The organism is Longimycelium tulufanense (assembly GCF_014645795.1).
GTDB classification, from domain to species: Bacteria; Actinomycetota; Actinomycetes; order Mycobacteriales; family Pseudonocardiaceae; genus Longimycelium; species Longimycelium tulufanense.
Map to the genome: position 1 here is coordinate 26,980 of NZ_BMMK01000036.1, position 25,568 is coordinate 52,547.

Sequence of the window (25,568 nt, forward strand, 5' to 3'; positions counted from 1 at the left end):
TCGGCCATCAGCTGCTTTCCGGAGTTCGAAATCGAGAATTGTTCGACTTTGTCCCGTGCACAACACCCGTGCCGATCCGTTGATCAACTACTTAGGATAGGAATGCCTTACTCGCCAAGGGCGATGGATTCAATACGCCAAAAGAGTGAAATAGGTCGCTTCGAAGGACATCCTTACCCGGGGTCCACGGGTAGCGTCCAGCTCATGGCGCTGATCGGCAAGAAGTCTTCCGGGTCCAAGTTCCACGAGCTGCTCCGGAAGCAGATTCGTCACGAGTTCACCGCGTCCCAGCAGTACATTGCGATCGCCGTCTGGTTCGATGCGCAGGACCTGCCGCGGCTCGCCCATCACTTCTACCGGCAGGCGCTCGAGGAGCGCAACCACGCGATGATGATCGTGCGGTACCTGCTGGATACCGACCTCGAGGCGCCCATCCCCGGTGTCGACGACGTGCGCAACGAGTTCAAGAGCGTGCGGGAGCCGGTTGCGTTGGCCCTGGAGCAGGAGCGCGAGGTGACCAAGGAGGTCACCGACCTCGCCCGCACCGCCCGCGAGGAGGGCGACTACCTGGGTGAGCAGTTCCTGCACTGGTTCCTCAAGGAGCAGGTGGAGGAGGTCTCCCAGATGTCCACCCTGCTGCACGTGGTGGAGCGGGCCGGCGACAACCTCTTCCACGTCGAGGACTTCCTGGCGCGGGAGAGCGTGGGCGACGACGGCGCGGACGACCCGACCGCGCCGCACGTGGCCGGCGGCAAGGTCGGCTGACACCGCGAACCGACTGCCGGCATGTCAATGCCTGGGTGCCCCGGGTACGGGGCACCCAGGCGTTTTCGTCTGCGGGACATCGCTCACCGCGCGGCGACGTGCGGGTTGCCAATCAACGCGTGCCCGTGCCGGAGCAGGCCGGGCATCGCCGTGCGCACGAACCCGACGAAGCCCACCTCCACGCGCGTCCCTTCCTCATGCCGATGGGCCCGATACGGCCCGGCCACCTGGCTCACGCGCGAAACAAGGCCCCCGGTTCGTCAGCGGACGGTGATCTGCCGGCCGCGCAGGCCCTCCCGCGCCCGGCGCTCCGCCTCGGTCAGTGCCTCGTCGTCCAGCGAGGCCACGGCCTCGTCGATGCGGCGGCCCAGCGCGGCCGCGGGCTCGGCCCACTCCCGGTGGTGCCGTTCCCGGTCCAGGTCCCAGACCGGGACGAGCAGGCCGTGCGCCCGGAACGAACCGACGTAGCGGGAGTCCTCGCCCAGGGCCAGCTCACCGCGCGCGGCCAGCCGCGCCATGGCGGCGAGCAGCTTCTCCTCCGGCTCCGGGCGCACCCACCGCAGGTGCGCCTTGTCGCGGGTGTCGACCCAGTAGGCGGCGACGACGCCCTCGGCCTCGAGCCGCTGCGTCGGCATGATCGCGGCGTTGGCCCGCTCCAGCGACATCGCCACCTCCCCGGTGGGCTCCACATCCCCGGGCAGCCACCAGGAGAAGTCCTCGTGCAGCGTGACGTCGAGGGAGGCATGCGGGTCGAGCAGGTCCTGCAGGCGCACCTGGTCCTCCGGGCCGGCCGGGCCGACCACGGGCAGCGCGTCGCCCGGCTCGGCGGTCAGCGCCCAGTTCACCGCGCGCGCCGCGTCCCGGCTGATGTCGCCCGACTTGGTCTGCACCTGCAGGCCGACCAGGGCGGTGCCGTCGGCGCGCACCAACCCGGCCGCCGCCATCGGCAGCACGGTGGCCAGCGTGACCTGACGATCGCCCGGCTTGGCCAGCGGCAGGGGCGCGGTCGCCGAGGGCACGAACTCGCGCAGCGCCACCAGCTCGCACTCGGCGGCCAGGCCCTCGAAGGGGCGGGTGACAATCACGTCGGCCGCGCCGCCCGCGGCCCCGTGGCACGCCTTGTACCGCTTGCCCGAGCCGCAGGGGCAGGGCTGGCGCGGGTTGACGCCGTCGCTCGACTTGGCCCGCCTGGCCGCCGTCCGCTTCGCCACAGCTTCCTCCTCGCCAACCGCGTGGCCGGTGCGCGGCGGCGCACCGCACCCGGCTGAAGTCAGGGGGCGACGTTAGCCGACACTCGATCGGTCAGGAGGGACCGGGTCGCGGCGGGGGCGTTGGTGGCCAGGTATCGGACCCCGAGGTCCCGGCACAGGTTCACGTCGGCGACGTCGTCCACCGTCCAGCAGTAAGTGTCGTAACCGCGTTCGGCCGCTCGCGAAACGTACTCGGGATCGCGGTGCAGCAGGTGCACGCCGGGGCCGGCGATGTCCGCCCACGGGGGTAGCGAGCCGTCGCGGCGGGCCGGCCACAACCGGTCGAGGAGTAACACGGTGGGGATTTGCGGCGCGTACTCGCGGATGCGGCGTACCGCGCGGGAGGAGAAGGACATCATCACGACGGCCGACTCCTCGCGGCGGGATGGGGACGCGAGCCCGTGCCGGGCGAGCAGGGCCACCAGCTTCGCCTCGACCAGGCCGGCGTAGCGGGTGGGGTGCTTGGTCTCGACGAACAGCCGTACCGGGCGACTGATGTCGGACAGCAGGCCCAGCAGCGTCTCGAGGGTTAGCAGGCCGCGGGAGTGCGGGTGCGACGAGGGCACCGCCAGCGGCTCGAGGACGAGGCCGTCGGCGGACTCCGGAAGCTCGTCGTGCCAGTGCCCGTAGTCCAGCTCGGCGAGCTGGGCGAGCGGGAGGGTGCTCACCACGCCACGGCCGCTGGAGGTGCGGTCGACGCGGCGGTCGTGCACGCACACCAGGTGGCCGTCCCGGGAGAGCCGGACGTCGCATTCGACGCCGTCGGCGCCCTGCTCGATGGCCAGTTCGTAGGCGGCGAGGGTGTGCTCGGCGCGGTGCGCCGAGGCTCCCCTGTGCGCGACGACTTCGGTGCCTCCCGAGGCGGCTGCAGGCACAGGTATCACCATCTGCGAGTCGGGTGACGACAAGGTGACCGCCGATCGACGGATCGGCGTCTGCGAAGTGGTTATCGAGGTGCAACCGACCGGTTCCACCGCTCGAGCTACCTTCACGCCGTGAGCCATGCTCCCCTGTCCGGGCCGCGGGACGCCGACCGGATCCCGTTCGACCCTGCCGACCCGACGTTCATCGCCGACCCGTACTCCGTATTCGCGCGGCTACGGGACCGGGCCGAGGTACATCGCCACGACGGGCTCGGCCTGGCCGTCGCCGTGTCCCATTCTGCGTGTTCTGCCCTGCTGCGGCATCGTGCGCTCGGTCGCATCTGGACGGACGCACGACCTGTTGATCGGTTTGCCGCGTTCAACCTGCTGCATCGGAACTCGTTGCTGGAGAGCGAGCCGCCGACGCACCCGCGGTTGCGGCGGCTGGTGTCGGCGGCGTTCGGGCGTGGGCACGTGGAACGGATGCGTCCGTGGGTGCGGCAGTTGGCCGGACGGCTCGTCGCCGATCTGGTCGAGGGGATCGACGGCGAGGGCTCGGCCGACCTGATCCGGCACGTGGCGGCGCCGCTGCCGGTGCAGGTGATCGCGGAACTGTTGGGGGTGCCCGAGGCGGACCGCGGGCTCCTCCAGCCGTGGTCGAACGCGATCGTGAAGATGTACGAGTACGGCTTGGACGCCGAGCGGCAGGACGCGGCGGAGCGCGCGAGCACGGAGTTCGTGGCCTACCTGCGGGAGCTGGTCGAGTTGCGGCGGCGACAGCCCGCGGACGACCTGGTCACCGACCTGGTGGCGGTGCGCGACACCGACGGGGGGAAGCTCGGCGAGGACGAGCTGGTGGCCACCGCGGTGTTGTTGTTGATGGCCGGGCACGAGGCGAGCGTGAACGTCGTCGGCAACGGGGTGCTCGCCCTGATGCGGAACCGGGATCAGTGGGATCGGTTGATCGCCGACCGGAGCCTGTTGCCGTCGGCTGTCGAGGAGTTGATCCGCTACGACTCGCCGCTCCAGCTCTTCGAGCGCACGGCGACGGCGGACGTGGAGATCGCGGGTTTCCGGGTGCGGGAAGGGGAGAAGATCGCGGCGTTGCTCGCTGCGGCCGGGCGGGACCCGAAGGTCTTCGCCGAGCCGGATCGGCTCGATGTCGGGCGGTCGCCGAACCCGCACCTGGGTTTCGGGGCGGGGATCCACTACTGCCTGGGCGCGCCGTTGGCCCGGGTCGAGGTGGAGGCGGCGCTGGACGCGTTGATCGAGCGCCTGCCCGGCCTGACGCTGGCCGGAGAACCCACCCGACGACCCGAGTTCGTCATCCGCGGCCTCCGCGACCTCCCGGTCACGGCGGAGAACCGCTAGCCAAACAGGAGGAGGCGCAGAACGATCATCGTTGGCGGCGATGGCACGACGGTGTAGGTAACCAACACCCGGCCGCTCGAAACGGTGGTGGACCACCAGTCACTGCACGCATCGTAGGTGCCGCATTCCCGCGTATTTTCGGCAAGACACTCGATCAGTTGATCAATTTGGTCCCGTGTCTCGGCGTCCAGACCTGCATACTGGTCACGAGCATATTCAAGAAACCGCACTGTATGGCGGGGCATCAGCTGAGCTGTCTCCACTCGCCACGGTCGTCGCGCTCCCACAAACCAGCAAAGTCACCATGCCTGGCTCGCTCCACTGCGGCGCGCTCCTGCGCCGTCGGAGGGTTCGCGGCGAGGTACGCGCGGGGCAGCCATTCAGCCACGCTAGAGCGGCCTGGAACTCCCGCTCGAACTGCGCGCAGTCCTCCGGTGCGTGTTCGGCCAGCGCCGCCCGAATGGCTGCCGGCGAGCGTTCGAACACAGCCGCAGGCTGCTCGGTCGTGGTCATACAGCGAGGGTAGCGGGTAAGCCCGTCAGGCCACGCTCATGACCGACCCGCGACCGCCGGTTGGGTGTGGGTTGCTGATCGCCGAGTGCTCGCGCTGCGAGGTCCGGTGTAGCGGGCCAGAGTCGAGGCATGGTCGCCATCGGATACACCCTGATGACCGAGCAAGCTGGCCCCAAGGAGCTCGTGGCCCACGCGATTCGCGCCGAGGCGGCGGGTTTCGACTTCGAGGTCGCCAGCGACCACTTCTTCCCCTGGCTGGACAGCCAGGGTCACGCCTGCCACGCCTGGACGATGCTCGGCGCCGCCGCGCACGCCACGTCACGCGTGGAATTGATGACCTACGTGACCTGCCCGATCATGCGTTACCACCCCGCCGTGGTGGCGCAGCAGACCGCGACCCTCGACCTGCTGTCCGACGGCCGGTTCCTGCTCGGCCTCGGCTCCGGGGAGAACCTCAACGAGCACGTCATCGGCCAGGGCTGGCCGCCGGTCAACATCCGGCACGAGATGCTGGTCGAGGCCGTCGAGATCATCCGCCGGCTGCTGGACGGTGGCTACGTCGACTACCGCGGCACCCACTTCGACGTCGACTCCGCCAAGCTCTGGGACCCACCGCGGCGGCACGTGCCGATCGGCGTCGCGGTCTCCGGCCGGCAGTCCTGCCGGCTCTTCGCCCCGCTGGCCGACCACATGATCGCGGTCGAGCCGCGGCCCGAGCTCGGCAGGTGGTGGGATGCCGCGCGGCAGGACGAGCCCCGGAGCCGGCGGATCGGGCAGCTTCCGATCTGCTTCGACCACGATCGCGACGCGGCCGTCGCCCGCGCCCACGACCAGTTCCGTTGGTTCAGCCTCGGCTGGAAGGTCATGGCGGAGCTTCCCGGGACCGCCGGCTTCGCGGCGGCCACCGAATCGACCCGGCTGGAGGATGTTGCGGAGGGCATCCCCTGCGGTGACGACCCGCAGCGCGTGATCGAGGCGGTACGGGGCTTCGTCGACGCCGGGTTCACCGATGTCGCCCTCGTGCAGATCGGCGGCCAACACCAGGAGCCGTTCCTGGACTGGGCGAAGAAGGAACTCCTGCCCGCCCTCCGCGCCGAGTTCAACGCGATCGCGAGTTAGCCGGGCCGACAACGCCGACGACACGGCCGCGGGCATGCCTCTCCCAGCGGGGATGGGAGAGGCATGCCCGGTTCGGGGAGTGCGTGTTGCGTTGCCGGCCCCGTGTCCAGCGTCAGGCGCTCATCTTGCGGCGACGGAGGAAGTAGAAGGTCGCCCCGCCGGCCGCGAGCAGGCCGGCCGCGATGCCGGTCAGGGTCAGCACTCCGTCGACGCCGGTGTTGGCCAGCCGCTCGGTGTCGGTGTCGTCGGTGCCGTCACCGGCACCCGGCGCGGTCGTGCTCGACGAGTCGTCACCGGGCGTCCCGGGCGAGGTCGTCGGAGCCTCGGGGGTGGAGGTGCCGGTCGGCTGCACCGGGGTCGAGGTCGCGGTCAGGGTGGGCTTGGTCGGCTCCGGGTCCGGGCCGTCGGAGTCGGAGTCGTCCTCCGCGCACCGGGTCTGCGCCACGATGATGTCGCCCTGGCCGAGCTTGCCCGCAACGTCCAGGTAGACGTGCACCGCGTTCACGGTGATCCCGTCATCGTCCCGGACCTGCTCGTTCAGCACGACCTTGCCGACGCCGGGAAGGTCGACGGTCGTGTTCGGCTCGGGGGTGACGGCGGTCAACCCGTTGGCGAGCCGCGTCTTTTCCTGGTCCGGACGGAGGTGTAGATCCGCCCGCAGCAGCTCGGTGGTACCGGTGATGCCCTCGGGCCCGAGGGTGCACTTCGCCGTGACGGCTTCAGCGTCCAGGCCGAGCTTGTCGTTCTTGTCGTCCCGACCGGGCTTGTCCTGGAGCTGGAGGTGCAGCTTGGTGGCGCTGGCCTCGCTGACCAGCGTGCCGTCCCTGACATCCGAGGACGCGTTGACGGCCTTCGCCTGGACCTTGCTGTTGGTCAGCTTGGTGACCTCGTGGCTGTTGAGCTTGACGAGCGACTTGTTGTCGCCGGCCGGGTAGGTGGCCTTCGGTAGCGGCGGGAGCGAGACGGTGACCGCGCCGTTGATCAGCTTGACGTTGACCCCGATCCCGAAGGCCGAGCCCGTCAGCTCGTCGGCCTCCGCGGTCGCCACCGGGGCGACGGCCAGGCCGCCCAGTAACAGTGCACCGGTCATCCCGCCGACGAGCGGCATTCTCCTGTTTGCGCGCAAGGAAATTCCCCTAAGACAACGAAAAAATGGCAGCGTGAATTGGCCTGGAGCTCCTTCGTCCAGCTGGCCGGGAGAATCATGGCACAACCGGGGGACAACGTCGACCGTTCGGGGTAACAAATCTGAACAACTTTAGGGTGAATCAGGACAAGCAATGATAACAATCAAAAAGTTGGCAGTAACCAACAATGGGTTCGCTCGTTATATATACCCACGATCACGGGTCACCCTCGGTCGGCGCCCCGAGGCGGGACGTGCCGGGCGCAGCGAACGCCCCTTCCCGCCTGCCCGAGCCCAGTGACGGGCTCGTCGCTGCCGACGAAGCTCACCCTACGCGGGATGATCGCTCGTGCCGAGAGCATGAACGGCCGGCCGCACGGTGCGCGCCGGCAACGGCACCCGCACCCGGGATGCTACCGGCGAGAAGCCCATTGCGGCGCGATGCAGTGTCCCCAGGAGTGTGACTCGACCCAATCCGAGTTTGCCAACCACGGTTTGCCGACAGGCTCCGTTCGCCAGGATTTTCTGGGTAGGAATTCACGGCTGTCCGGGCGTGTTGTTGGTTGGCCGTCGAGGTGGTGCACAACCTCGAAACATCGAGAAGGGCAGGGCATCTCGGGCAAGCGAGGCCACTCCTACCGTGACATGGGGATCGCGACCGCGGTGTGTGCACGCTCGCGCACGAGACACCGCGTTAGCTGCCGAGCGCGAGCACCACCTGGTTCCTTCGGCTCCGAGCAGGGGTCAGCGGCGAGAGGTGGGGTGCGCGGGGCGCAGCTGGGGCTCTTCGGCGTTGTTCACGCGTACGACGCGGGAGCGCCGCATCGTGGTCGGGTCGACCGGTGACAGCAGTCCGGTGAGGGTGGCGACGAGTCGGGCGGTGAGTACGGCGACTGCCACGGCCGACAGGTTCGTCAGGCCGTGCAGGAGCACGGCATCGGCCTGGGCCTGGAGGCTGTCCCGCAGCTGCCAGAGCACGGTCAGACCGGCCAGTAGGCCGTTGCCGGCCCAGACCGCCCACCACGTGCCGACCAGCCGTGAGGGCCGTGGGCGACGTGTGCTATGGCGGCGGCGGAGCACGGTGTGTTCCAGCTCGGTGAGGACCTGTCCCGCGTAGATCAGGTTCACGCCGGGGAGCAGCAGGCCGAGAAGGACCTGCCAGGTGGGCCGGGAGGGTGCGAGCCCGGCGACGTCGGCGGCGATCTGCCGTGCCCGGAGGAACCAGAACAGCAGACACGCTCCCGCGGCCGCGCCGGTCAGCAGTGCCATCACGGCGGAGGCGGTGACCGCCACCGTCGAGACGTGTACGACGCCGGGCGAGAGCAGGGCGCTCTGGCTGATCCACAGCAGGATGTAGCGCCACAGCTCGGCGATGGCGGCAAGGCCGGCGGTCACGCCGGTGACCAGGAGGAGGGCCAGCGCGGTGCTGGCGAGGGTGCGCAACCGTTCCGCTGAGCTCCTGGTGGAGAGCGCCGGGTGCGGGAGCACGGTCGGGCGGCGCCAGGCCAGGATCGGGAACCCCCACCGCGGCACGGCGGGATAGGACGGCGGGCCGGTGTAGCGGGTGTTCGCGGTGGGCGCGACGTCAGCCGCGGCCGGACGTGACGGGGTGGGTGGAGTGGCCACCCACTCCACCTGCCACGGCTGCGCCTGCTGCTGCATCGGTCAGAGGACCCGGGGCTCGGCCCCGGACTGCTCGCCGACCATGGGTCGGCCGGTCGACGCCCACGCCTGCATCCCGCCGGAGACGTTCACCGCGTCCCAGCCGTTGTCGTTGAGGAACGCGGTGACGCGGGCCGAGCGGCCGCCGGTGCGGCAGATGACGTAGACGTCGGCGTCTTCGGGCAGCTCGGAGAGCCGGGCCATGATGTCGCCCATCGGGATGTGCAGGGCGCCGGGCGCGTGGCCGGCCTGCCACTCGTCGTCCTCGCGGACGTCGAGCAGCACGCTGCCCTCCGTGGGCTGGACCGGGACCTCGTCCACCTGGACTTCGGGTACCTGCATCGGCATCACACCCCGATGCTGCCACGAGGGGCGGTGGCGGTGCTGTGAGGCCGTCGCCCGCGCGCGTGCGGGAGCCCAGCCCCGCCCGGGTGCGACGCGAGGGCTTGGCTCGGAGGTTTGTGGGGCTCGGGCGGGGAGCGAGGTGCCGACGGGCTGGGACCGTGGGCACCCCGGCGAGGTATCGGGCTGCCGCTGGCGGTGGGGACAGGGGCAGCCCGGCGGTCATCGGGGAGCGTCCGGCCAGCGTCACGACTGCTCCTCCGCGTCAGGACGCCCCGGTCGGCTGTCGTGAGGGTTCGACCTGATGGAAAAGGGCGGCTGGCGGGCACCGCCCCGACGTCGATGCCCGCCAGCCTCGAAGGAGGTCTCGTTTCCGCGGCGGCGGCCCGTTCCGAAGGGGCTCACTCCTCCTCGACCAGGTCTTCGTCCGCGGCGAAGGGGGTGGGCCACCGGCTAGTGCGCAACCGCCTTCTCCGCACCGGCGCCGGTCAGCGAACGCACCTCCATCTCCGCGTACTTCCCCTCGTCCGCCTTGTCCCGCGACAGCACCGTCCCGAGGTACCCCAGCAGGAACGACAGCGGGATCGACACGATCCCCGGGTTGTCCAGGGGGAACCAGTGGAAGTCCACGCCCTGCAGCATCGACGCGCTCCGCCCCGTTGTCTCATCCACCGGCTTCCCGGACACGACTGGCGAGAACACGATCAACACCACCGTGCTCGCCAACCCGCCGTAGATGCTCCACAACGCCCCGCGGGTGTTGAACCGCTTCCAGAACAGCGAATACAGGATCGTCGGCAGGTTCGCCGACGCCGCCACGGCGAACGCGAGCGCCACCAGGAACGCCACGTTCTGCCCGTTGGCCAGGATTCCGCCCAGGATCGACAACGCCCCGATCACCACCGCGGTGATCCGGGCGACGCGCACCTCCTGCGCCTTGTCGTCCGCAGCACCCCGCTTGATCACGTTCGCGTAGATGTCATGCGCGAAGGACGCGGACGCGGTGATCGTCAACCCAGCCACGACCGCCAGAATCGTGGCGAACGCGACCGCGGAGATGAACCCCAGCAACAACGTCCCGCCCAGCTCCGCCGCCAGCAGTGGCGCCGCCGAGTTCGCCCCACCGGGCGCTGTCTTGATCGCCTCCGGCCCCACCAACGCCGCCGCCCCGTATCCGAGCACCAGCGTGAACAGGTAGAAGATCCCGATCAGCCAGATCGCCCAGACCACCGACCGGCGCGCCTCCTTCGCGGTCGGCACCGTGTAGAACCGCATCAGAATGTGCGGCAGCCCGGCCGTGCCGAGTACGAGCGCCAGCGACAACGACAGGAAGTCGAGCTTGCTGGCCTCCGACAGCCCATACCTCTTCCCCGGGCCGAGCAGCCCGTCCCCACCGTCGCCGCTCCTGCTGACCGCCTCACCCAGCAGCGTCGACAGGTTCAGCCCGAACTTTCCGAGCACCCACAGCGTCATCACGGCGGCGCCCGAGATCAGCAGCACCGCCTTGATGATCTGCACCCAGGTCGTACCCTTCATCCCGCCGATGAGCACGTACAGGATCATCAGCAGCCCGACGACCGCGATGACGATCGCCTGCCCACCCTTGTCCTCGACATCGAGCAGCAGCGCGACGAGGCCACCGGCCCCGGCCATCTGCGCCAGCAGGTAGAAGAACGACACCGCCAGCGTCGAGGTCGCCGCCGCGGTCCGGACGGGCCGTTGCCGCATCCGGAAGCTCAGGACATCCGCCATCGTGTACTTGCCGGTGTTCCGCAGGAGCTCGGCCACGAGCAACAGGGCGACCAGCCAGGCGACCAGGAACCCGATCGAATACAGGAACCCGTCGTACCCGTTGATCGCGATGGCGCCCGCGATCCCCAGGAATGACGCGGCGGACAGGTAGTCGCCGGAGATGGCGACCCCGTTCTGCGGTCCGGTGAACGCACGGCCCGCCGCGTAGTAGTCCGCCGCGGTTCTGGTGTTCCGGCTGGCACGGAACACGACCACCAGCGTGATGGCCACGAAGACCGCGAAGATGCCGAGGTTCAGCGCGGGACTGCCACCGGCTGCCTGGGCGAGGGTCACCGGCCCCCTCCCTCGATCTCGCCCCGGATCTCATCCGCGAGCGGGTCGAGCCTGCGGTTGGCGTACCGGACATAGAGCGTGGTGATCACGAACGTCGACACGAACTGCAGCAGTCCGAGGACCAGCCCGACAGTGATGTTCCCGACCACCCGCATGCTCATGAACTCGTGCGCGTAGTCGGCAAGTAGCACGTAGAGCAGGTACCAGCCGAGAAACAACGCCGTCATCGGGAAGACGAAGCCGCGCAACCGCCGGCGCAGCTCACGAAACCGGGGGTCGGCCTGGACCTCGGCCCAGGTCGCGGTACCGGGCGGACCGCTCTCCGCAGCGCGCTCCGTCGTGCTCACTCCGACCTCCCTCGCCGCCCTGGTACGCGAACCGTAAAGAGACGCGGGTCACGTGGTAAGACTCCGAACGGAGGACACTGACCGAACCGACGGTGTAGTCGACGAGCGGTCGGTGTTGAGCGACCAGCGGACGATCAACGGCATACGGCCGATCGACGGGATCGTTGCTCACCCGTTCAGCCGCACCAAATCACCCGCGGTGGCGAGCAAGTTCCAGCTGGGACACCCGAACAGCCGGCCGGACAGACCATCCCCGGCTCACGCGCGATGACGGCCCTCTCCGGGAAGGTTCGAGTCCGCGAGCGCACCCACCTGTCCCTCCCGGTCCTGCGAGAACCCCAGCGGGTCGGGCGCATGCATCCGCAACATCGTGCGGGAGACATCCCTCGGTATCCGTCGTCGCGTCAGCTTGCTCACCACGAACATCGTGACGAACGCGGCAGGAACCGTGATTGCGGCAGGCTGCGCGAGCAACGGCTCGACCCAACCCCCAGCCGTAGCCACGAGCATCGTCGTGACGGTGGCCGCCACCGCCAGCCCACCCCCCACGATGATGCCGGCCGCCGCGCCGGGCGCGGTCAGGCCACGCCACCAGATTCCCAGCACGAGCAAGGGACAGAACGTCGATGCCGCGGTGGCGAAGGCCAGCCCGACGCTCTGCGAGAGGTCCAACGTCGCCCCGGCGAGCGCGGCGGCCAACGGCGCGATGCCGGCAATCAGCGTGGCGAGCCGGAAATCACGGACACGTCCGGGCAACACGTCCGTCGACAGCACCCCGGCCACGCTCATCACCAGCCCGGACGACGTGGACAGGAACGCCGCGAACGCACCGGCCGCGGTGAGCGCGGCCAGCCCTTTGCCCAGCCAGTTGTCCAGCATCGCGGTGGGAAGCAGCAACACGGCCGCGTCGGTCTTGCCGGTCACCAGCAACTGCGGCACGTACAGCCGGGACAACGCTCCGAGGATCGTCGGGAACAGGTAGAAGAGCCCGAGCAGGATCAACACGTAGAGCGTGGTTTCGCGGGCGGCGCTGCCGTTGGGGTTGGTGTAGAAGCGGACCAGCACGTGTGGCAGGCCCATGGTGCCGAGAAAGGTCGCAAAGATCAGCGAGTAGATGTGGAGCAGCGACTTGTCCGCGCCCAGCGGGTTGATCCACGCCGCGTTGTCCGCCGGCGCACCGACGACACTCGGCGCCGATGCGCCCGCCGGGAACGTGAGTCTGGTGTCCTCCGACACGTCGTGCTGGCCGCGCCCCCAGTACACGCTGCCGTCGACCGGCTGCCCGCCGATCTCGCCCTTCGCCTGCAGCATCACCGGCTCGGCCACCTGCAGCGTGACGTCGGTCTCGATGTCCACGGTGGTCTGTTGGGTGAACACCGGCGGCAGCGGCTCGCCCAGCGCGCGCTGCCCCGCGCCTCGGTCCGAGACGAACACGAGGAACAGCAGGAACGCCGGCAGCGCGATCGCGGTGAACTTCAGCCAGTACTGGAACGCCTGCACCAACGTGACCGCGCGCATCCCGCCGAAGACAACGTTCAGTACCACCACGACGGCCACCAGCACCGCGCCGACCCACGGCTTGAGCTCGGTGATCGTGGCGAGGGTGAGGCCGGCTCCCTGCAGCTGCGGCACCAGGTACAGCCAGCCGACCACGACGACGAACCCGGTCGCCAGCCGGCGCAACCGCACCGATCCCAGCCGAGCTTCGGCGAAATCCGGCAGGGTGTAGGCGCCGGACCGGCGCAGCGGCGCGGCCACGAACAGCAGCAACGCCAGGTAGCCGGCGGTGAAGCCGACCGGGTACCACAGCGCGTCGACGCCGTCCTTCAACACCAGCCCGGCAACGCCGAGGAAGGACGCGGCGGAGAGGTACTCCCCGGAGATGGCCGCGGCGTTCATCCGGGCGGACACGCCTCGACCCGCCACCAGGAAGTCCGAGGTGGTGCGGGCGCGCCGGGACCCCCACACCCCGAGGCCGAAGGTGAGTACGGCGACCGCGGCGATCCCGCCGAGCGCCCACACGTTCAGCCCCATCGGCGACCTCTAGCGGTCGAGCATGTCGACGAAGTCCCGCTCGTTGCGCTCCGCCAACCGGTTGTGCAGCAGGCCGACCCCGACCAGCACCGGGTAGGCCACGAAACCCAGCAGCAGCCACGGTACGCGGACCCCGAACACCGTGCCGTTCGCCACCTCCGGCATCAGCTGGAAGAACGCCGGCAGGCCGGCCAGCAACACCACGGCCACCGCGGCGAGGCCGAGCGCCATGCGCAGCTGCGACCTCACCAGTTCGCGGACCAGTGTCTCGCCCGCGGAGTTCGGCTCGATCGTCGGTGCCGCATTGCGCACCAGCCGGCGGGAGCCCGCACGGTCGGCGAGCACCACCTTGACCCGGCGGGGCTTGCGGGTGACGTCCTTCCACTCGTCGCGTTCCCGCCCGGACGGGGCGGGCTCGGCGGCACCGTGCCGGCTCACCGGTTCCCCCAGTTGCTCTTGGGCGCACGCACCAGGCGGTCCTTCAGCTCCCGGGTGTGACGCCGGCTGACGGGCAGGGTCTTGGCGTGCTCGCCCCGGCCGATCACCACCTGGTAGCCGGACGTGCCCATCTGCAGCTCGGTGATGAGCGGCAACGCCACCAGGTACGAGCGGTGGATGCGCACGAACCCGGCGTCGGCCCAGTGCTCTTCCAGCTGCGCCAACGGGATCCGCACCAGGTGACTGCCGTCGGTGGTGTGCAGGCGGGCGTAGTCGCCCTGCGCCTCGACCCACATTACCGACGCCCGGGGGATCAGCTTGGTGGTGCCGGCCAGCTCCACGGGAATGACCTCGTCGTCCTGGGGACGTCCACCGGTGGTGCGCGCGGCGGCCGCGCCACCTCCCCGCAGCTTCTCGATCATACGCAGAACGCGCTCGATGCGTTCGGCGCGCGGGGGCTTGAGGATGTAGTCCAACGCGCCCAACTCGTAGGCCAGCGCCGCCTGCTCCGGGTAGCCGGTGACGAAAACCAGTTCGGGTGGCTCGCGGAACGCCTTGAGCACTCTCCCGAGTTCCATGCCGGACAGGCCGGGCATGGAGATGTCGGCGAACACCACGTCCACCGGGCAGGTCCCGTTGCGGACCCGCTGTCCCTCCGGGTCCGTGTCGCCGCCCCGGATCACCCGCAGTGCCTCGGCCGCGTCGAACGCGGTCATGACCTCCTTGACCCGCGGGTTGCACCCGAGCAGGTAGGCCAGTTCCTCGAGGTTGCGGGGCTCGTCGTCCACGGCGAGGACGATGAGGCCGTCGGTGCTCGCTTCGGTACCCACTGTGACGCCCTATCCTGCCGATCGCCTACCTGACTGTCCACGGTGATCCGGCCGCAGGGTGACCGGCGCCGGTCGCTCGGCCAGTCGTGCTCGATCCGGAAGAAGATGATCAACGACGGCGGGTGGTACGCGCCGCACGACGCGCGATACCGGCACCCATCCCGTGTTGATTACCACCCGACCGGATCAACGACCTGGCGACCCTCGGGTCACGCACCCCCGTCGCGGTTTCCACGACACCCCCGACGTCCTGTCCCCGACTACGACGCGTCCGCGGCCACGGGTTCAACTTCCCGGCGCACAACGGCTTTCCGCGGGTCCGGCACGTCCATTCGGCGCAGCGCGGGTTCAGCCGGGTGTGGGCTTCGGGGAGGCGTCGGCCTCCGGCAGCCTGGCGATGAGCTTCTTGACGTCCCGCAGGATGTCGGCCTCCTCGTGTCCGAACTCCGCGAGGTAGTGGCGCAGGGCCGCGCGGATGATCCGGATCTCCGCGTCGGTCACCTCGATCACCTTGGGGTCCATGGGTTCTCCAATCCGCGGATGCCCCGGCGTTGCCGGCGTCGGTGGGGCCGTGGCTGCCGGCCACGCCGGGTTGGCGTTCGCCAGCGCGACGCCAGGCACCGCCGAACCGGCGGGTACGCTGCGGCGCGATCCGCGTGGGGACCGACGCGCGGAGGTCGCGGCGAGGACGGGCCGGGGCCGGCGAACCGCGAACCTCAACCCGCACCTCCGTCGAGTGGCTGGCTCCCCCAGCGGGGGTGTCACGCGTCACGTTAGGGCCCAGGGCCGGCCGGAAGACCCCTCTGCCGGGCGGATATCAGCCTCCAGAGTGAGGGTGGTACGCCGGCTGGCCGGCTCGCCGGTCGGTTCCACACTGCCCGCAACCGATGGCGACGACGTCGGCGAAACGTCGATCGCGGCTGCGGAGCAGGTACCCCGCGGGCTGTGGCCCAGCACGTTGGAGCGTCAACGGGGCATCCCGCCGATCCTGCGATGCAGCCTGCCACCGCCGGTCTCACGCCTGCCGCGAGGCCAGCTGCTCGTCGCGGCCACCATTGGGGGCGTTTGCGGACCTTTCTTGCGCCGGAAGGAAATGCCACCGATGTGACGACCGCTTTTCGACCGACACCAGGCCACCACGATTCCGACAAAAGCGACCGGTTTGTTGGGGGTACGGGATGCGACCCAACAAACCCGAAAAGTGGACGGCCCCGGGACGCCGTTGTCCCGGGGCTCGTCTCCCTTTCCCACGGCTGTGACGCGCCGCGGTTTCGCAGCTGGCGTGCGGCCGGTCGCCGTGCCTGCTTCGCCGAACCGGCCCGCGCTGTGCCGCGAAGTCCTGTGCTCAGCCGAGGCGCTGCTTCAACGCCTCCAGCTCGTCCCGCAGCGAGGTGGGCAGCTTGTCGCCGATCTTGGCGAACCATTCCTCGATCATCGGGACCTCAGCCTTCCACTCCTCGACGTCGACCCGCAGCGCGGCCTCGACATCGGCCCCCGGAGCGTCCAACCCGGACAGATCCAGCGCCTCGGCGGTGGGCACGTGGCCGATCGCGGTCTCCACCGCGGGTGCCGTGCCCTCGATGCGCTCGACGATCCACTTCAGCACGCGGGAGTTCTCGCCGAAGCCGGGCCACAGGAACCGCCTGTCGTCGCCGCGGCGGAACCAGTTGACGTAGTAGATCCGCGGCAGCTTGGTGGCGTCGGCGCTCTTGCCGGTGTCGATCCAGTGCTGGAAGTAGTCACCGGCGTGGTAGCCGATGAACGGCAGCATGGCCATCGGGTCGCGCCGCACCACACCGACCCTGCCCGCGGCGGCGGCCGTGGTCTCGCTGGACAGCGTGGCGCCCATGAACACGCCGTGCTGCCAGTCGCGGGACTCGGTCACCAGCGGGATGGTGGTGGCGCGGCGGCCGCCGAACAGGATCGCCGAGATCGGCACGCCCTCGGGGTCCTCCCACTCCGGCGCCACGATCGGGCACTGCGCGATCGGCGTGCAGAACCGGGAGTTCGGGTGCGAGGACAGCTCCTCGGAGCCCGGGGTCCAGTCCTGCTTCTTCCACGAGGTCAGGTGTGCCGGCGGCGCCTCGGAGTAGCCCTCCCACCAGACGTCGCCGTCGTCGGTGAGCGCGACGTTGGTGAAGACCGAGTTGCCCTTCTCGATGGTGCGCATCGCGTTCGGGTTGGTCTTCCAGCCGGTGCCCGGGGCGACGCCGAAGAATCCGGCCTCCGGGTTCACCGCGTAGAGCCGACCGTCCTCGCCGAACCGCATCCACGCGATGTCGTCGCCGAGCGTCTCGACCTTCCAGCCGGGGATGGTCGGCTCGAGCATGGCGAGGTTGGTCTTGCCGCAGGCCGACGGGAAGGCGGCCGCGACGTAGTAGACCTTGTTGGCCGGCGAGGTCAGTTTGAGGATCAGCATGTGCTCGGCGAGCCAGCCCTCGTCCCGGGCGATCACCGAGGCGATCCGCAGGGAGTAGCACTTCTTGCCGAGCAGCGCGTTGCCGCCGTAGCCGGAGCCGAAGCTCCAGATCATGCGCTCCTCGGGGAAGTGGGTGATGTACTTGGTCTGGTTGCACGGCCAGGGCACGTCCTCCTGCCCGGGCTCCAGCGGCGCACCGAGCGAGTGCAGGCACGGCACGAAGTCGGCGTCCTCGCCGAAGCGCGCCAACGCCTTGCTGCCCATGCGGGTCATGACCCGCATGGAGACCACCACGTACTCGGAGTCGGTGATCTCCACGCCCAGCATGGGCTTCTCCGCGTCGAGCGGTCCCATGCAGAACGGGATGACGTACATGGTGCGGCCGCGCATCGAGCCCCGGTAGAGCTCGGTCATGACGGCCTTCATCTCGTCCGGGTCCATCCAGTTGTTGGTGGGGCCGGCACCGGAGGGGTCGGCCGAGCAGATGAAGGTCCGCTCCTCGACGCGCGCGACGTCGCTGGGGTCGGAGGCGCACCAGAACGAGTTCGGCTTGCCCGACAGCCGCGTGAACGTTCCGGCCTCGACCAGCTGCTGTGTCAGCCGCTCCCACTCGGAGTCCGAGCCGTCGCACCAGACGACCTGCTCGGGCGTGGTCAACTCGGCGACCTCACGCACCCAGGCGAGCAGGCGTTCGTGCGTGGTCGGTGCGTGGTCGAGACCGGGGATGGTCAGCGCGGTCATCTCGTCTCGTCTCCTGACTGGGCGCCATCAAGCCCGTGCCGCGCGACCGACCTACGGCCGGGGCGGGCGACGCCTGCAGGAAAGGCTCCGCCCCGCCCGGGGGACGGGCGCGCTCGGGAAAGGGATGTTTTGCAGGTTAACCACGTGCGTCCAGGAAAACCCTCGCCCACCCTGTCGGTTCTCTCACAAGAACGATCAGGGAATCGATTCAGGACGCGGTAGGTGACGAAAAACGGGTGAACCCCATATGGGTGCGACCGGCAACACATCGCCTATACGGCAAGGGATTCGACGGATTCGTTCTCGGTGACAACAGACCCGGGCGGTGGGTGGTGACGGGAAACGAGAGACGCCGGAGCAGGTTATTTGGACTGATGGGTCAGTTCTGGCGGGGAACCCGGTTGGCGCACTCGCGTCTCGTAGAAGCACCGCCCGCACCTCTGCCGGGCGGGGCCAAGCCAGCTGAAGCAGGGCCCGGCGAGCGGGACGCCGGACGCCTTCCCCGGCCCGGGCTCCGGGGAGCCCGCTGCATGGTGTCCACATCGCTGCAGCCAGCCGCTCAGCCGGTTGTGCGCCGCAACAACCACCGCCCCACAGCTCGTCCGAGGGCCGGTGCCAGGAGATGTCCGCACGCGAAGGCGGTGACCACCGGCAGTGAACGCAGTCACCACCAACGAGCTGGTACCCGCACCTGGGGCGCCTGTGCCTCCCCGCGACGCGCAGATCTCGATACGTGAGGTTCAGTACGGAGACGGCCACCACAGCACCGAGCGGAACTTGCCGCCTCTGCCCAGGCTCCGGCATTCAGGCTCGACGGCAGTCTTCGACCAGGCCCACCGGAGCTGTGGGTACGAGGGCTCGCAGCTCCGACCGCTGGTCCGTCTCAGCTGTCCGTCGTCCGGTCAGATCCATCGCCCGGTGGCCGGGTCAGTGCTGACGATCTCCTTGTCCCGGTCGGCCGCGGTCTGCTCACCGTCGTCAGCCCACAGGCTGTCGTCGGCAGCGGCCCCGGGGGCGTTGTTGAGCGCGTCGCGTTGGTAACTGCCGTCGGAGGAGATGTGGCCCTTCTCGACGACCTCCCACTCACCGGCACCCCGATGCTCGGAGATCATGACCTTGCCGTCCTTGGCGATCTCCGCGGAGGTGTCCGCGTCGCCGTCCCCGTCGGTGTCCGTGTACAGGATCACGTCGCCGTCGCTCTCCCGGACCACCGTGGTGTCGGCCTGGCCGTCCCGGTTGAGGTCCTCGGTCGGCGCGCCCACCCGGTGCTCGCCGTCCCTGGTCTCCACGATCATGTCGTCGCGCTCGCGGCCCATCGTGCGCCGCTCGGCGTCGTCGGGGCCGGTGCCCCGGCTGTCCACCCACTCCCCGGTGCGCTCGTCGAACTTCGCCTGCCCGACGACCTTCCCCCGATCGTCGAGCTGGGTGACGGTGTCGGCCGTGCCGTCGTGGTCGGTGTCGGTGTAGGCGATGTATCCGCTGTCGGTCTCCACGAGCGCGGTGTCCTCGACCCCGTCGTGGTCGGCGTCGAAGTTGGCCTCGGCCGTGTACTCCTCGCCCTCGACGGTGATCTTGATGTCGCCGTCGCCGGCGTGGTCCTCGATGTACACCAGATCCCCCTCAAGGCGTCTTGGCAGGTGTAGGACGTGGTCGCTGAGTAGGACTCACGGTAGGCCCGGATGGTTCCCGGCGGAATCCTCGGGGTTCGACTCGGGGCCTGGCCGAGATTTCGTACCTGACGCTTTCCCGCGCGGTGTCCAAATCCCCGTTCAGTGACATCAGGTGCGATCGCGCAGCTCACGGATGCGGCCCAAGAGCTGCTCCACGCGTTCCCGTCCGGCGGTGACCTCGGTCAACCGCCTGTTGACCACCTGAAGCTCCTGGTTGCGTTCGGCAGCATCCATCCGCAACGCCTTGTCCACCTCCCGCAGCTCCGCCTCGATCGCGTCGATCCGCTTGCCCAACGCCTCGTCGAGGGCCAGCGAGAGTTGCTGTTCGGCCTCGATCAGCTGTTCCGCCACGAGCTGGTCGAGCGTCGAGCGGGCGTCCGCGATCGCCTCCGTCAGCCACTGCTTCATGTGCTGCTTGTCGGCGGCGTGCTGGCGGGTACGCGCCATCCACCACCCCGCGCCCAGCCCCAACGCGATCGTCACCGGGAGCACGAAGGGATTCAGCGCGGCCACGCCCAGGCCGGCCAGTGGCATCGCCGCGACCCGGCCGATGCCCAGCCCGCCGGAGAGACCCATGAAGACCAGCAGCTTGTCCTCCGAGGTCGGCGGCCGGCGGTCCGGTGGCCGCAGCACCACCGGGGGACCGGTGCCACGCGCCAGTTGCGCCCGGATGACCGCCAGCTCCTCGGCGGAGAACAGCTCGGCCAGCGCGGCGTCCGCCACCGCGCCCAGCCGCGTCGCGAGCGCGCCGCTCACCCGTGCCGACGCCATCTGCAGCGCAGCATCCACGTGGTAGGGGAGCTGCTGGAGCTGTTCCCGGTCGGCCGCGTCGATGGCGCGCCGGAACCACGAGGTGACGTCGAGCATCTGGCGGGCGACCTCGTGGCTGGTCTCCACCCGGCAGCGCTGCACGGCGCCGCGCAGTTTCACCTGCCAACCGCGTGTCGACGACCGGCGCTGCGAGTTCAGCTCGTCCCGCCGCGCGCGCAGCGACTCAGCCTCGGCCTCGCCCGTGCTGAGCACCCGCTTCTCGGATTCCAGCCGCACCACGGCCTCGTCCAGGGCGGTGGCCAGCGCACGCAACGTGTTCGCCTCGGCCAGCATCCGCGAGCGCCCGATCAGCAGCTGCTGGAGAGCTGTCTGCAACTCGGCGACGCCCGACCGCTCACGGAGCAGGGCGGCAGCTTCTGGGTTGGGGGCCTTGCTCGCCATCTCCACCATGCGCGCGGAGACCGGATGGAACACCGCTTCGGCGAACCGGGGAGCGTGCTCCGCCAGGAGCCGGCGGTCCGCTTCCAGGACCTCGCGCCAGCCCCGGTACTGGTCGGTCTTGGTGAGCGCGAAGACGACGGTTTCCACGCGCTCGCCCACGTCTCGAAGAAAGCGCAGCTCGCCCTGGGTGAACGGGGCCGAGGCGTCGACCACGAACAGCAGGGCCGTCGCCGCGGCAGCGGCCTCCGCTGCCAGCTCGCCGTGCGCTTCGTCCAGGCCGCCCACGCCCGGGGTGTCCACCACTCGCACCCGCTCCAGCAACGGGATCGGGGCGCTGACCTCCACGTGGCGGGGTGGAAGCTGGCCCTGGGGCAGTTCCTTCGTCGCGCAGACCCACGACGGGAGGTCGTTCAGCTCGAACGGCACCGGTGGGGTGTCGCCGGGATAGCACGCCTTCGCGCCCCATTCCTCGGCGTACCGGAACACCAGGTACACCGCGGTGGCCACGTCGGCGTCCACAGGGGACAGTCCCGGCGCAGCCAGCAACGCGTTGACCAGTGCACTCTTGCCGCGGTTCGTCTCGCCGACGACCACCACCGTGGGTTCGGGCGGCCGCGTCCGCCGCACCCGCTCCACCCAGTCGGCGGCCTGCGGCTGGATCTCCCGGACCAGGCCGACCATGCGTTCCCGGGTTTGCTTGACCAACTGGGGCAACGTCGGAGCGGCCGAGGTCATGAGGTGCCCCGGGCGGTGTAGACGGTGACGATCGGGGCGCGCAGCAGGCGCCCCTGATCGGCGAACCCGACCAGCTCGGTCTCGGCGATGACGCCGTTCAGGGCCGGGTCGTCGGTGGGTACCGTCCCGCCGGCCTCGTGCCTGCCGGGGTCGAAACGCTCCCCGTCCGGCCGGATGGGCATCACCCCCACCCGGGCCAGGCCCTGCTCGATGCGCTCCGCGACACCCGCGCTCCGGGCGCGGTCCAGCGCATAGAGGCAGAGCCGAACCAGCTCGTCCCGCTCCTGCGTCACCTGCTCGAGCCGGTTTACCGGCAGGTCTGCCGCGGCGAGTGGGTTCCCCGCCGCCCCCTCACTACCTCGCACACCGTCATCGACGTTCGGCGACGCCGACGCGTTCCCCTCGCCGAGGGATCGCCCGGAAACACCGTTGTCGCGGTCACGCCTGCGGAACCAACTCACGTCCCGACCTCTCCCCGTCGCGACGACGCCGGCATCACGTCGCACGCGTCCCCCTCAGCTGCTGCCAGATCAGGAAGTACGCCCGATGGACGACGTGCGCGACGCGGCTCTGCGCCGGGGTGGCGCCGAACGCGGCGAACGAGCGCCACCAACCGGCCCGCTCCAGGGCGTATGCCTCCAGCTCGTGCCGGGGCCGCCCGGGCAACCCGAGCTGTGCGCCGACATCGGCGGTGCTGCCGACCCGCACCACCTCGGCGGCCAGGTCCGGCGGCATGTCGACCGCACCGGAGGCGACCAGGGTCAACGCCTCCAGGACCCGCAACTGGTGGGCTTCGGGCTTGGCCAGTAACACCTCGATCGCATCGTGCACACGTTGCCGCTCGCCCGGATCGCCGGACGCGTGCACGAGTGCGGTGACCGAGGCCAGCGCGGCGGCGGCCTTGATGCCGTCCGCGCGTGCCCGGAAGACGTTGTCCAGCCGCTCGCGTACACCCGCCAGGCCGGAGGCGTCGAGCAGCTTGCGGCGCAGGGCGCCGGCAGTGATCTGGGGTTCGGCCTCCAGGGCCGACAAAGCACAGCGGATGCCGTGCAGGTCGAGTCGTTCGAGCAGCCGGGTGCGGACCGGCGCGGGAACGTCGCACTCCCAGGTGGTGAACAGATCGGCCGAGACGAGCATCGTCTCGCGCGTGGCGCCGTCCAGCTCGGCGAGCCGCCGCAACGCGTCGGCGTCGGCGGAGGTGAAGCCGCCGCTCTCGGCGGTCTCCGCAAGCAGGCCGATGACCGGCAGCACGTCCGCCACCCGCGGTTGCAGGCTGCTCGCCTGCCGCTCGGCCAGGATGCTGGCGGCCTTCCAGACATCGCCGTCGGCGCCTTCGACGGACTCCGGTGCGACGGTGTCCGCCTTGTTCAGCACCGCGATGGCGTTCACCGGGCCGGCATCCCGGCTGGCGGTCGCCGCCGTGAACGCGGCCAGCACCTGGTGGTCGTCGGCGCGCACCGCCTGCGTGACGACGTATAGCACGGCCTCCGCGCCCGCGACCGCGCTGCGGGACACCGGGTCGAGCTCGTCGCTGCCGCTCTCGTCGGCGTGCCGAGCCCGGGCCGCGCCGAGGAGCTGCTCGGTGCGGGAGACCGAGGCGGCATCGAGCGAGCCGAGCCCGGGGGTGTCGATGACGGTCAGCTCCTGCAGGACCGCGTTCGTGAGGTAGGCCTCCAGATGTGAGACCTGGGCGATGTCCACCCCCAGGTCGGCCGGGATCGTCCCGTCGGCGTCGAACGGCAGCACCTGCTTGCGGCCGTCGGTGAAGACCACCTCGACCCGGTCGACGGTCCCGTACTGGAAGCGGGTCACCAGACGGGTGCACTCCCCGACGTCGGTGCGCGCCACCCGCCGCCCGATGAGGGCGTTGACCAGTGTGGACTTGCCCGACTTGATGCGGCCGGCGACGGCCACCTGCAGCGGGGCCGACAGCCGGCGCAGGACCTCACGGAAGCCGGCGGACGTGCGCTGGGAGATCTGGGGCAGCAGCCCGTGGCACAGCTGCGCCACCGCGGCCGACAGCGGACCGGCGAAGCGCTGCTCCTGCGATGCCGTGCTCACGCCTTGTCGCACCCCTCGCCGATCCGGGCACCTACGCCGGAAATCGTGCCACGATCGCGCTACGTGCAGGTCCGCGCCGGGTGACACCACAGATGCGTTCGCCCGCAGGTCTCGCGGTAGGTAGTCGGCGATGACTTCGCCCGGCCGCGGGCCAGGGACAGCGGGCTTGCTGTTGTTCCTGCTGCTCGGGGCGATGTTGATGTCGACGATGGCAGTAGGCGTGGTAGCGGGTGGGCCATGCTCCGCGGCGTTGTCCCGGCCTCATCGTCGACTCGGCCGGTCGGCTGGTCGCCGTGCCGTTCCACCTACCCCGGCTCGGGGTACCAGCTTCACGGGCTCGGGGCACACAACGTTGCTGACCGACCATGTGACCGCAACCGCCAGGAGAGCATTGGGGCGACGGGGCGGGGCGCACCACGGGTACCGGGGAGCGCCCGGGCGGACCGGGACAGCCGATCATGTGGGCCAGCCCGTCGAGGCCCGGACCAGGCCACTGAGGACACCGCGCGGTGTCGCCCGATCCGGGTCCGCCGCTGGTCGTACGCGTATCTCAGCCCCTGGACCGACGCATCGGCCGAACGGCCGCACCTAACCTCATGGGGTGCGAAGGCTGAGTCTGTGGCTGCGCGCCCATCCCGTGGTGGGTGACTCCCTGCTCGCCTTCTTCCTGCTCTCGTCCGACCTGCTGGTCGCCGGGCGTCAGCGCTACGACCCCGTGACCGAGTCGTACGTCACCATCGTCACCGGCGCCGACTACCTGATCGGCGGGCTCCTGCTGATCTGCCCGATCGTCATCCGGCGACGAAGACCGCTGGTGGCCGCCTACATCACGCTCGTCGGCGGCATTTTCGTGCTGGTGACCCACGGGGAGGCGGCGGTGCGTCCCGGTGCTTTCGCGCTGGGGATCATGCTGTACACGCTGCTCACGCAGGCGACCCGGCGGTCCGCCGTCGCGTACGCGGCCTGGTTGCTGCTGGGCACCGTGCTCTACGCCGGGGTCGTCGCGCGGGGCGGCGACGTGGGTGGGGCGTTCGCCGTGTTGGTCTTCGCCCCGTTGACCTTCGCGGTGTTCTGGCTGACCGGTGAGTTCATCGGTGCGCGACGGGCCTACCAGCGCGAGGTCGAGCAGCGGCTGCGGCTGCTGGAACACGAGCGGGACCAGCAGGCGAAGATCGCGGTCGTCGAGGAGCGCAACCGGATCGCGCGGGAGCTGCACGACGTGGTCGCGCATGCGGTGAGCGTGATGATCGTGCAGGCAGATGGGGCCACCTATGCGATCAAGAGCAACCCGGATCTGGCCGGCAAGGCGTTGGGCACCATCTCCGAGACCGGGCGCAAGGCGCTCGGGGAACTGCGTCGGCTCGTCGGGGTGCTCCGCAGTGCGGAGGAGGGCAGCGCCGAATATGCGCCACAGCCCGATGCCAAGGCGCTTGGCGAGCTGGTGGAGAAGATGCACCAGGTCGGGCTGCCGGTCCGGTTGAGCATGAGCGGTGACCTGAGCGGTGTGCCGGCCGGCGTGGGGTTGACCGCGTACCGGCTGGTGCAGGAGGCGTTGACGAACACGCTCAAGCACGCGGGTCCGGGGGCTTCGGCGCAGGTGACCGTGCAACGCTTCGAGGACCGGGTCGAGGTCGAGGTGATCGACGACGGGTCGGGCACCGTCGGCCCGGGGATGGTCTCGGGTGGGAACGGCCTGATCGGGATGCGGGAGCGGGTCGCGGTCTACAACGGCACGTTGGAGGCCGGGCCGCGGACCGGCGGCGGTTGGCGCGTACGTGCCGTGTTGCCGTTCCGTGGTGAGGAGGCGTCGTAGGGCGCTTCCGCTGCTCCGAGGTAAGACCGCGAGAGCGACCTGGGCCACCTGTCATAGGGCTCGCAGCAGGAACACCTGGACACGGCCTAGGTGTTCTGTCCCGTGAGGTTGGGGATGCGGTGGGCGGGTGGGCCGCCGATCGCGGTGTGGTGGCGGTGATGGTTGTAGGTGT

The 25,568-nt window shown here is 70.0% G+C and carries 20 protein-coding genes; 4 read left to right on the plus strand and 16 right to left on the minus strand.

The window, feature by feature from the left end; all coding sequences use genetic code 11:
• The first annotated feature begins 204 nt into the window (after positions 1 to 204).
• Positions 205 to 765, plus strand: coding sequence for a ferritin (locus IEY55_RS26110; protein ID WP_189061205.1), 561 nt, complete (start codon positions 205 to 207; stop codon positions 763 to 765).
• A 260-nt stretch (positions 766 to 1,025) separates the two neighbouring features.
• Here IEY55_RS26110 and IEY55_RS26115 read toward each other — a convergent pair whose 3' ends face one another.
• On the minus strand, positions 1,026 to 1,976 hold the full coding sequence (locus IEY55_RS26115; protein WP_189061206.1) for a DUF5926 family protein: 951 nt from the start codon (positions 1,974 to 1,976) through the stop codon (positions 1,026 to 1,028).
• A gap of 59 nt (positions 1,977 to 2,035) precedes the next feature.
• The gene (locus IEY55_RS26120) at positions 2,036 to 2,890 is read right to left on the minus strand and encodes a glycerophosphodiester phosphodiesterase family protein (protein ID WP_229686763.1); all 855 of its coding nucleotides are present in this window, start codon (positions 2,888 to 2,890) and stop codon (positions 2,036 to 2,038) included.
• 120 nt (positions 2,891 to 3,010) lie between these two features.
• Between IEY55_RS26120 and IEY55_RS26125 the strand changes: the two genes are divergently transcribed.
• Both IEY55_RS26125 and IEY55_RS26130 read left to right on the plus strand, forming a co-directional pair.
• Entirely contained in the window at positions 3,011 to 4,249 is a 1,239-nt protein-coding gene (locus IEY55_RS26125) for a cytochrome P450 (protein ID WP_229686764.1), read from the plus strand.
• A gap of 642 nt (positions 4,250 to 4,891) precedes the next feature.
• Positions 4,892 to 5,881, plus strand: coding sequence for a TIGR03557 family F420-dependent LLM class oxidoreductase (locus tag IEY55_RS26130; RefSeq protein WP_189061208.1), 990 nt, complete (start codon positions 4,892 to 4,894; stop codon positions 5,879 to 5,881).
• A gap of 112 nt (positions 5,882 to 5,993) precedes the next feature.
• Here IEY55_RS26130 and IEY55_RS26135 read toward each other — a convergent pair whose 3' ends face one another.
• From IEY55_RS26135 to IEY55_RS26200, 14 genes are all read right to left on the minus strand, one after another.
• Positions 5,994 to 6,971: a choice-of-anchor P family protein gene (locus IEY55_RS26135; protein WP_189061209.1), complete on the minus strand. Its 978-nt coding sequence runs from the start codon at positions 6,969 to 6,971 to the stop codon at positions 5,994 to 5,996.
• A gap of 780 nt (positions 6,972 to 7,751) precedes the next feature.
• Complete coding sequence (locus tag IEY55_RS26140; protein WP_189061210.1) at positions 7,752 to 8,669, minus strand: DUF4328 domain-containing protein; 918 nt, start codon at positions 8,667 to 8,669, stop codon at positions 7,752 to 7,754.
• A gap of 3 nt (positions 8,670 to 8,672) precedes the next feature.
• The gene (locus tag IEY55_RS26145; RefSeq protein WP_373290063.1) at positions 8,673 to 9,011 is read right to left on the minus strand and encodes a rhodanese-like domain-containing protein; all 339 of its coding nucleotides are present in this window, start codon (positions 9,009 to 9,011) and stop codon (positions 8,673 to 8,675) included.
• A gap of 453 nt (positions 9,012 to 9,464) precedes the next feature.
• Positions 9,465 to 11,096, minus strand: coding sequence for a monocarboxylic acid transporter (locus IEY55_RS26150; RefSeq protein ID WP_189061212.1), 1,632 nt, complete (start codon positions 11,094 to 11,096; stop codon positions 9,465 to 9,467).
• On the minus strand, positions 11,093 to 11,443 hold the full coding sequence (locus IEY55_RS26155; RefSeq protein ID WP_189061213.1) for a DUF485 domain-containing protein: 351 nt from the start codon (positions 11,441 to 11,443) through the stop codon (positions 11,093 to 11,095). The genes IEY55_RS26150 and IEY55_RS26155 overlap by 4 nt, the downstream gene beginning before the upstream one ends.
• 258 nt (positions 11,444 to 11,701) lie before the next feature.
• Positions 11,702 to 13,477 (minus strand): sodium/solute symporter, encoded by a 1,776-nt coding sequence (locus IEY55_RS26160; RefSeq protein ID WP_189061214.1) that lies wholly within the window; start codon positions 13,475 to 13,477, stop codon positions 11,702 to 11,704.
• Positions 13,478 to 13,486: 9 nt separating this feature from the next.
• A complete protein-coding gene (locus tag IEY55_RS26165) occupies positions 13,487 to 13,915 on the minus strand; it encodes a hypothetical protein (protein ID WP_229686765.1) in 429 nt (142 codons plus the stop codon).
• Positions 13,912 to 14,745 carry a LytR/AlgR family response regulator transcription factor gene (locus IEY55_RS26170; RefSeq protein ID WP_189061215.1) on the minus strand — a complete coding sequence of 278 codons (834 nt, stop codon included), beginning with the start codon at positions 14,743 to 14,745 and terminating at the stop codon, positions 13,912 to 13,914. Before IEY55_RS26170 ends, IEY55_RS26165 begins: the two co-directional genes overlap by 4 nt.
• Before the next feature lie 348 nt (positions 14,746 to 15,093).
• The gene (locus tag IEY55_RS26175; protein ID WP_189061216.1) at positions 15,094 to 15,267 is read right to left on the minus strand and encodes a hypothetical protein; all 174 of its coding nucleotides are present in this window, start codon (positions 15,265 to 15,267) and stop codon (positions 15,094 to 15,096) included.
• 823 nt (positions 15,268 to 16,090) lie between these two features.
• Positions 16,091 to 17,905 (minus strand): phosphoenolpyruvate carboxykinase (GTP), encoded by a 1,815-nt coding sequence (locus tag IEY55_RS26180; RefSeq protein WP_189061217.1) that lies wholly within the window; start codon positions 17,903 to 17,905, stop codon positions 16,091 to 16,093.
• Positions 17,906 to 18,807: 902 nt separating this feature from the next.
• Entirely contained in the window at positions 18,808 to 19,515 is a 708-nt protein-coding gene (locus IEY55_RS26185) for a DUF6802 family protein (protein ID WP_189061218.1), read from the minus strand.
• Positions 19,516 to 19,683: 168 nt separating this feature from the next.
• The gene (locus IEY55_RS26190; RefSeq protein ID WP_189061219.1) at positions 19,684 to 21,522 is read right to left on the minus strand and encodes a dynamin family protein; all 1,839 of its coding nucleotides are present in this window, start codon (positions 21,520 to 21,522) and stop codon (positions 19,684 to 19,686) included.
• Entirely contained in the window at positions 21,519 to 21,983 is a 465-nt protein-coding gene (locus tag IEY55_RS26195; RefSeq protein WP_189061220.1) for a nucleotide exchange factor GrpE, read from the minus strand. The genes IEY55_RS26190 and IEY55_RS26195 overlap by 4 nt, the downstream gene beginning before the upstream one ends.
• 34 nt (positions 21,984 to 22,017) lie before the next feature.
• A complete protein-coding gene (locus tag IEY55_RS26200; protein WP_189061221.1) occupies positions 22,018 to 23,583 on the minus strand; it encodes a dynamin family protein in 1,566 nt (521 codons plus the stop codon).
• Positions 23,584 to 24,184: 601 nt separating this feature from the next.
• Between IEY55_RS26200 and IEY55_RS26205 the strand changes: the two genes are divergently transcribed.
• A complete protein-coding gene (locus IEY55_RS26205) occupies positions 24,185 to 25,396 on the plus strand; it encodes a sensor histidine kinase (protein ID WP_189061222.1) in 1,212 nt (403 codons plus the stop codon).
• The last annotated feature ends 172 nt before the right edge of the window (positions 25,397 to 25,568 follow it).

What these genes read in the sequence shown, in the direction of transcription:
- IEY55_RS26135 (WP_189061209.1), bottom strand. Translation starts at nt 6,971, where the DNA reads ATGACCGGTGCACTGTTACTGGGCGGCCTGGCCGTCGCCCCGGTGGCG.
- IEY55_RS26130 (WP_189061208.1), top strand. Translation starts at nt 4,892, where the DNA reads ATGGTCGCCATCGGATACACCCTGATGACCGAGCAAGCTGGCCCCAAG.
- IEY55_RS26180 (WP_189061217.1), bottom strand. Translation starts at nt 17,905, where the DNA reads ATGACCGCGCTGACCATCCCCGGTCTCGACCACGCACCGACCACGCAC.
- IEY55_RS26190 (WP_189061219.1), bottom strand. Translation starts at nt 21,522, where the DNA reads ATGACCTCGGCCGCTCCGACGTTGCCCCAGTTGGTCAAGCAAACCCGG.
- IEY55_RS26175 (WP_189061216.1), bottom strand. Translation starts at nt 15,267, where the DNA reads ATGGACCCCAAGGTGATCGAGGTGACCGACGCGGAGATCCGGATCATC.
- IEY55_RS26160 (WP_189061214.1), bottom strand. Translation starts at nt 13,477, where the DNA reads ATGGGGCTGAACGTGTGGGCGCTCGGCGGGATCGCCGCGGTCGCCGTA.
- IEY55_RS26145 (WP_373290063.1), bottom strand. Translation starts at nt 9,011, where the DNA reads ATGCAGGTACCCGAAGTCCAGGTGGACGAGGTCCCGGTCCAGCCCACG.
- IEY55_RS26140 (WP_189061210.1), bottom strand. Translation starts at nt 8,669, where the DNA reads ATGCAGCAGCAGGCGCAGCCGTGGCAGGTGGAGTGGGTGGCCACTCCA.
- IEY55_RS26110 (WP_189061205.1), top strand. Translation starts at nt 205, where the DNA reads ATGGCGCTGATCGGCAAGAAGTCTTCCGGGTCCAAGTTCCACGAGCTG.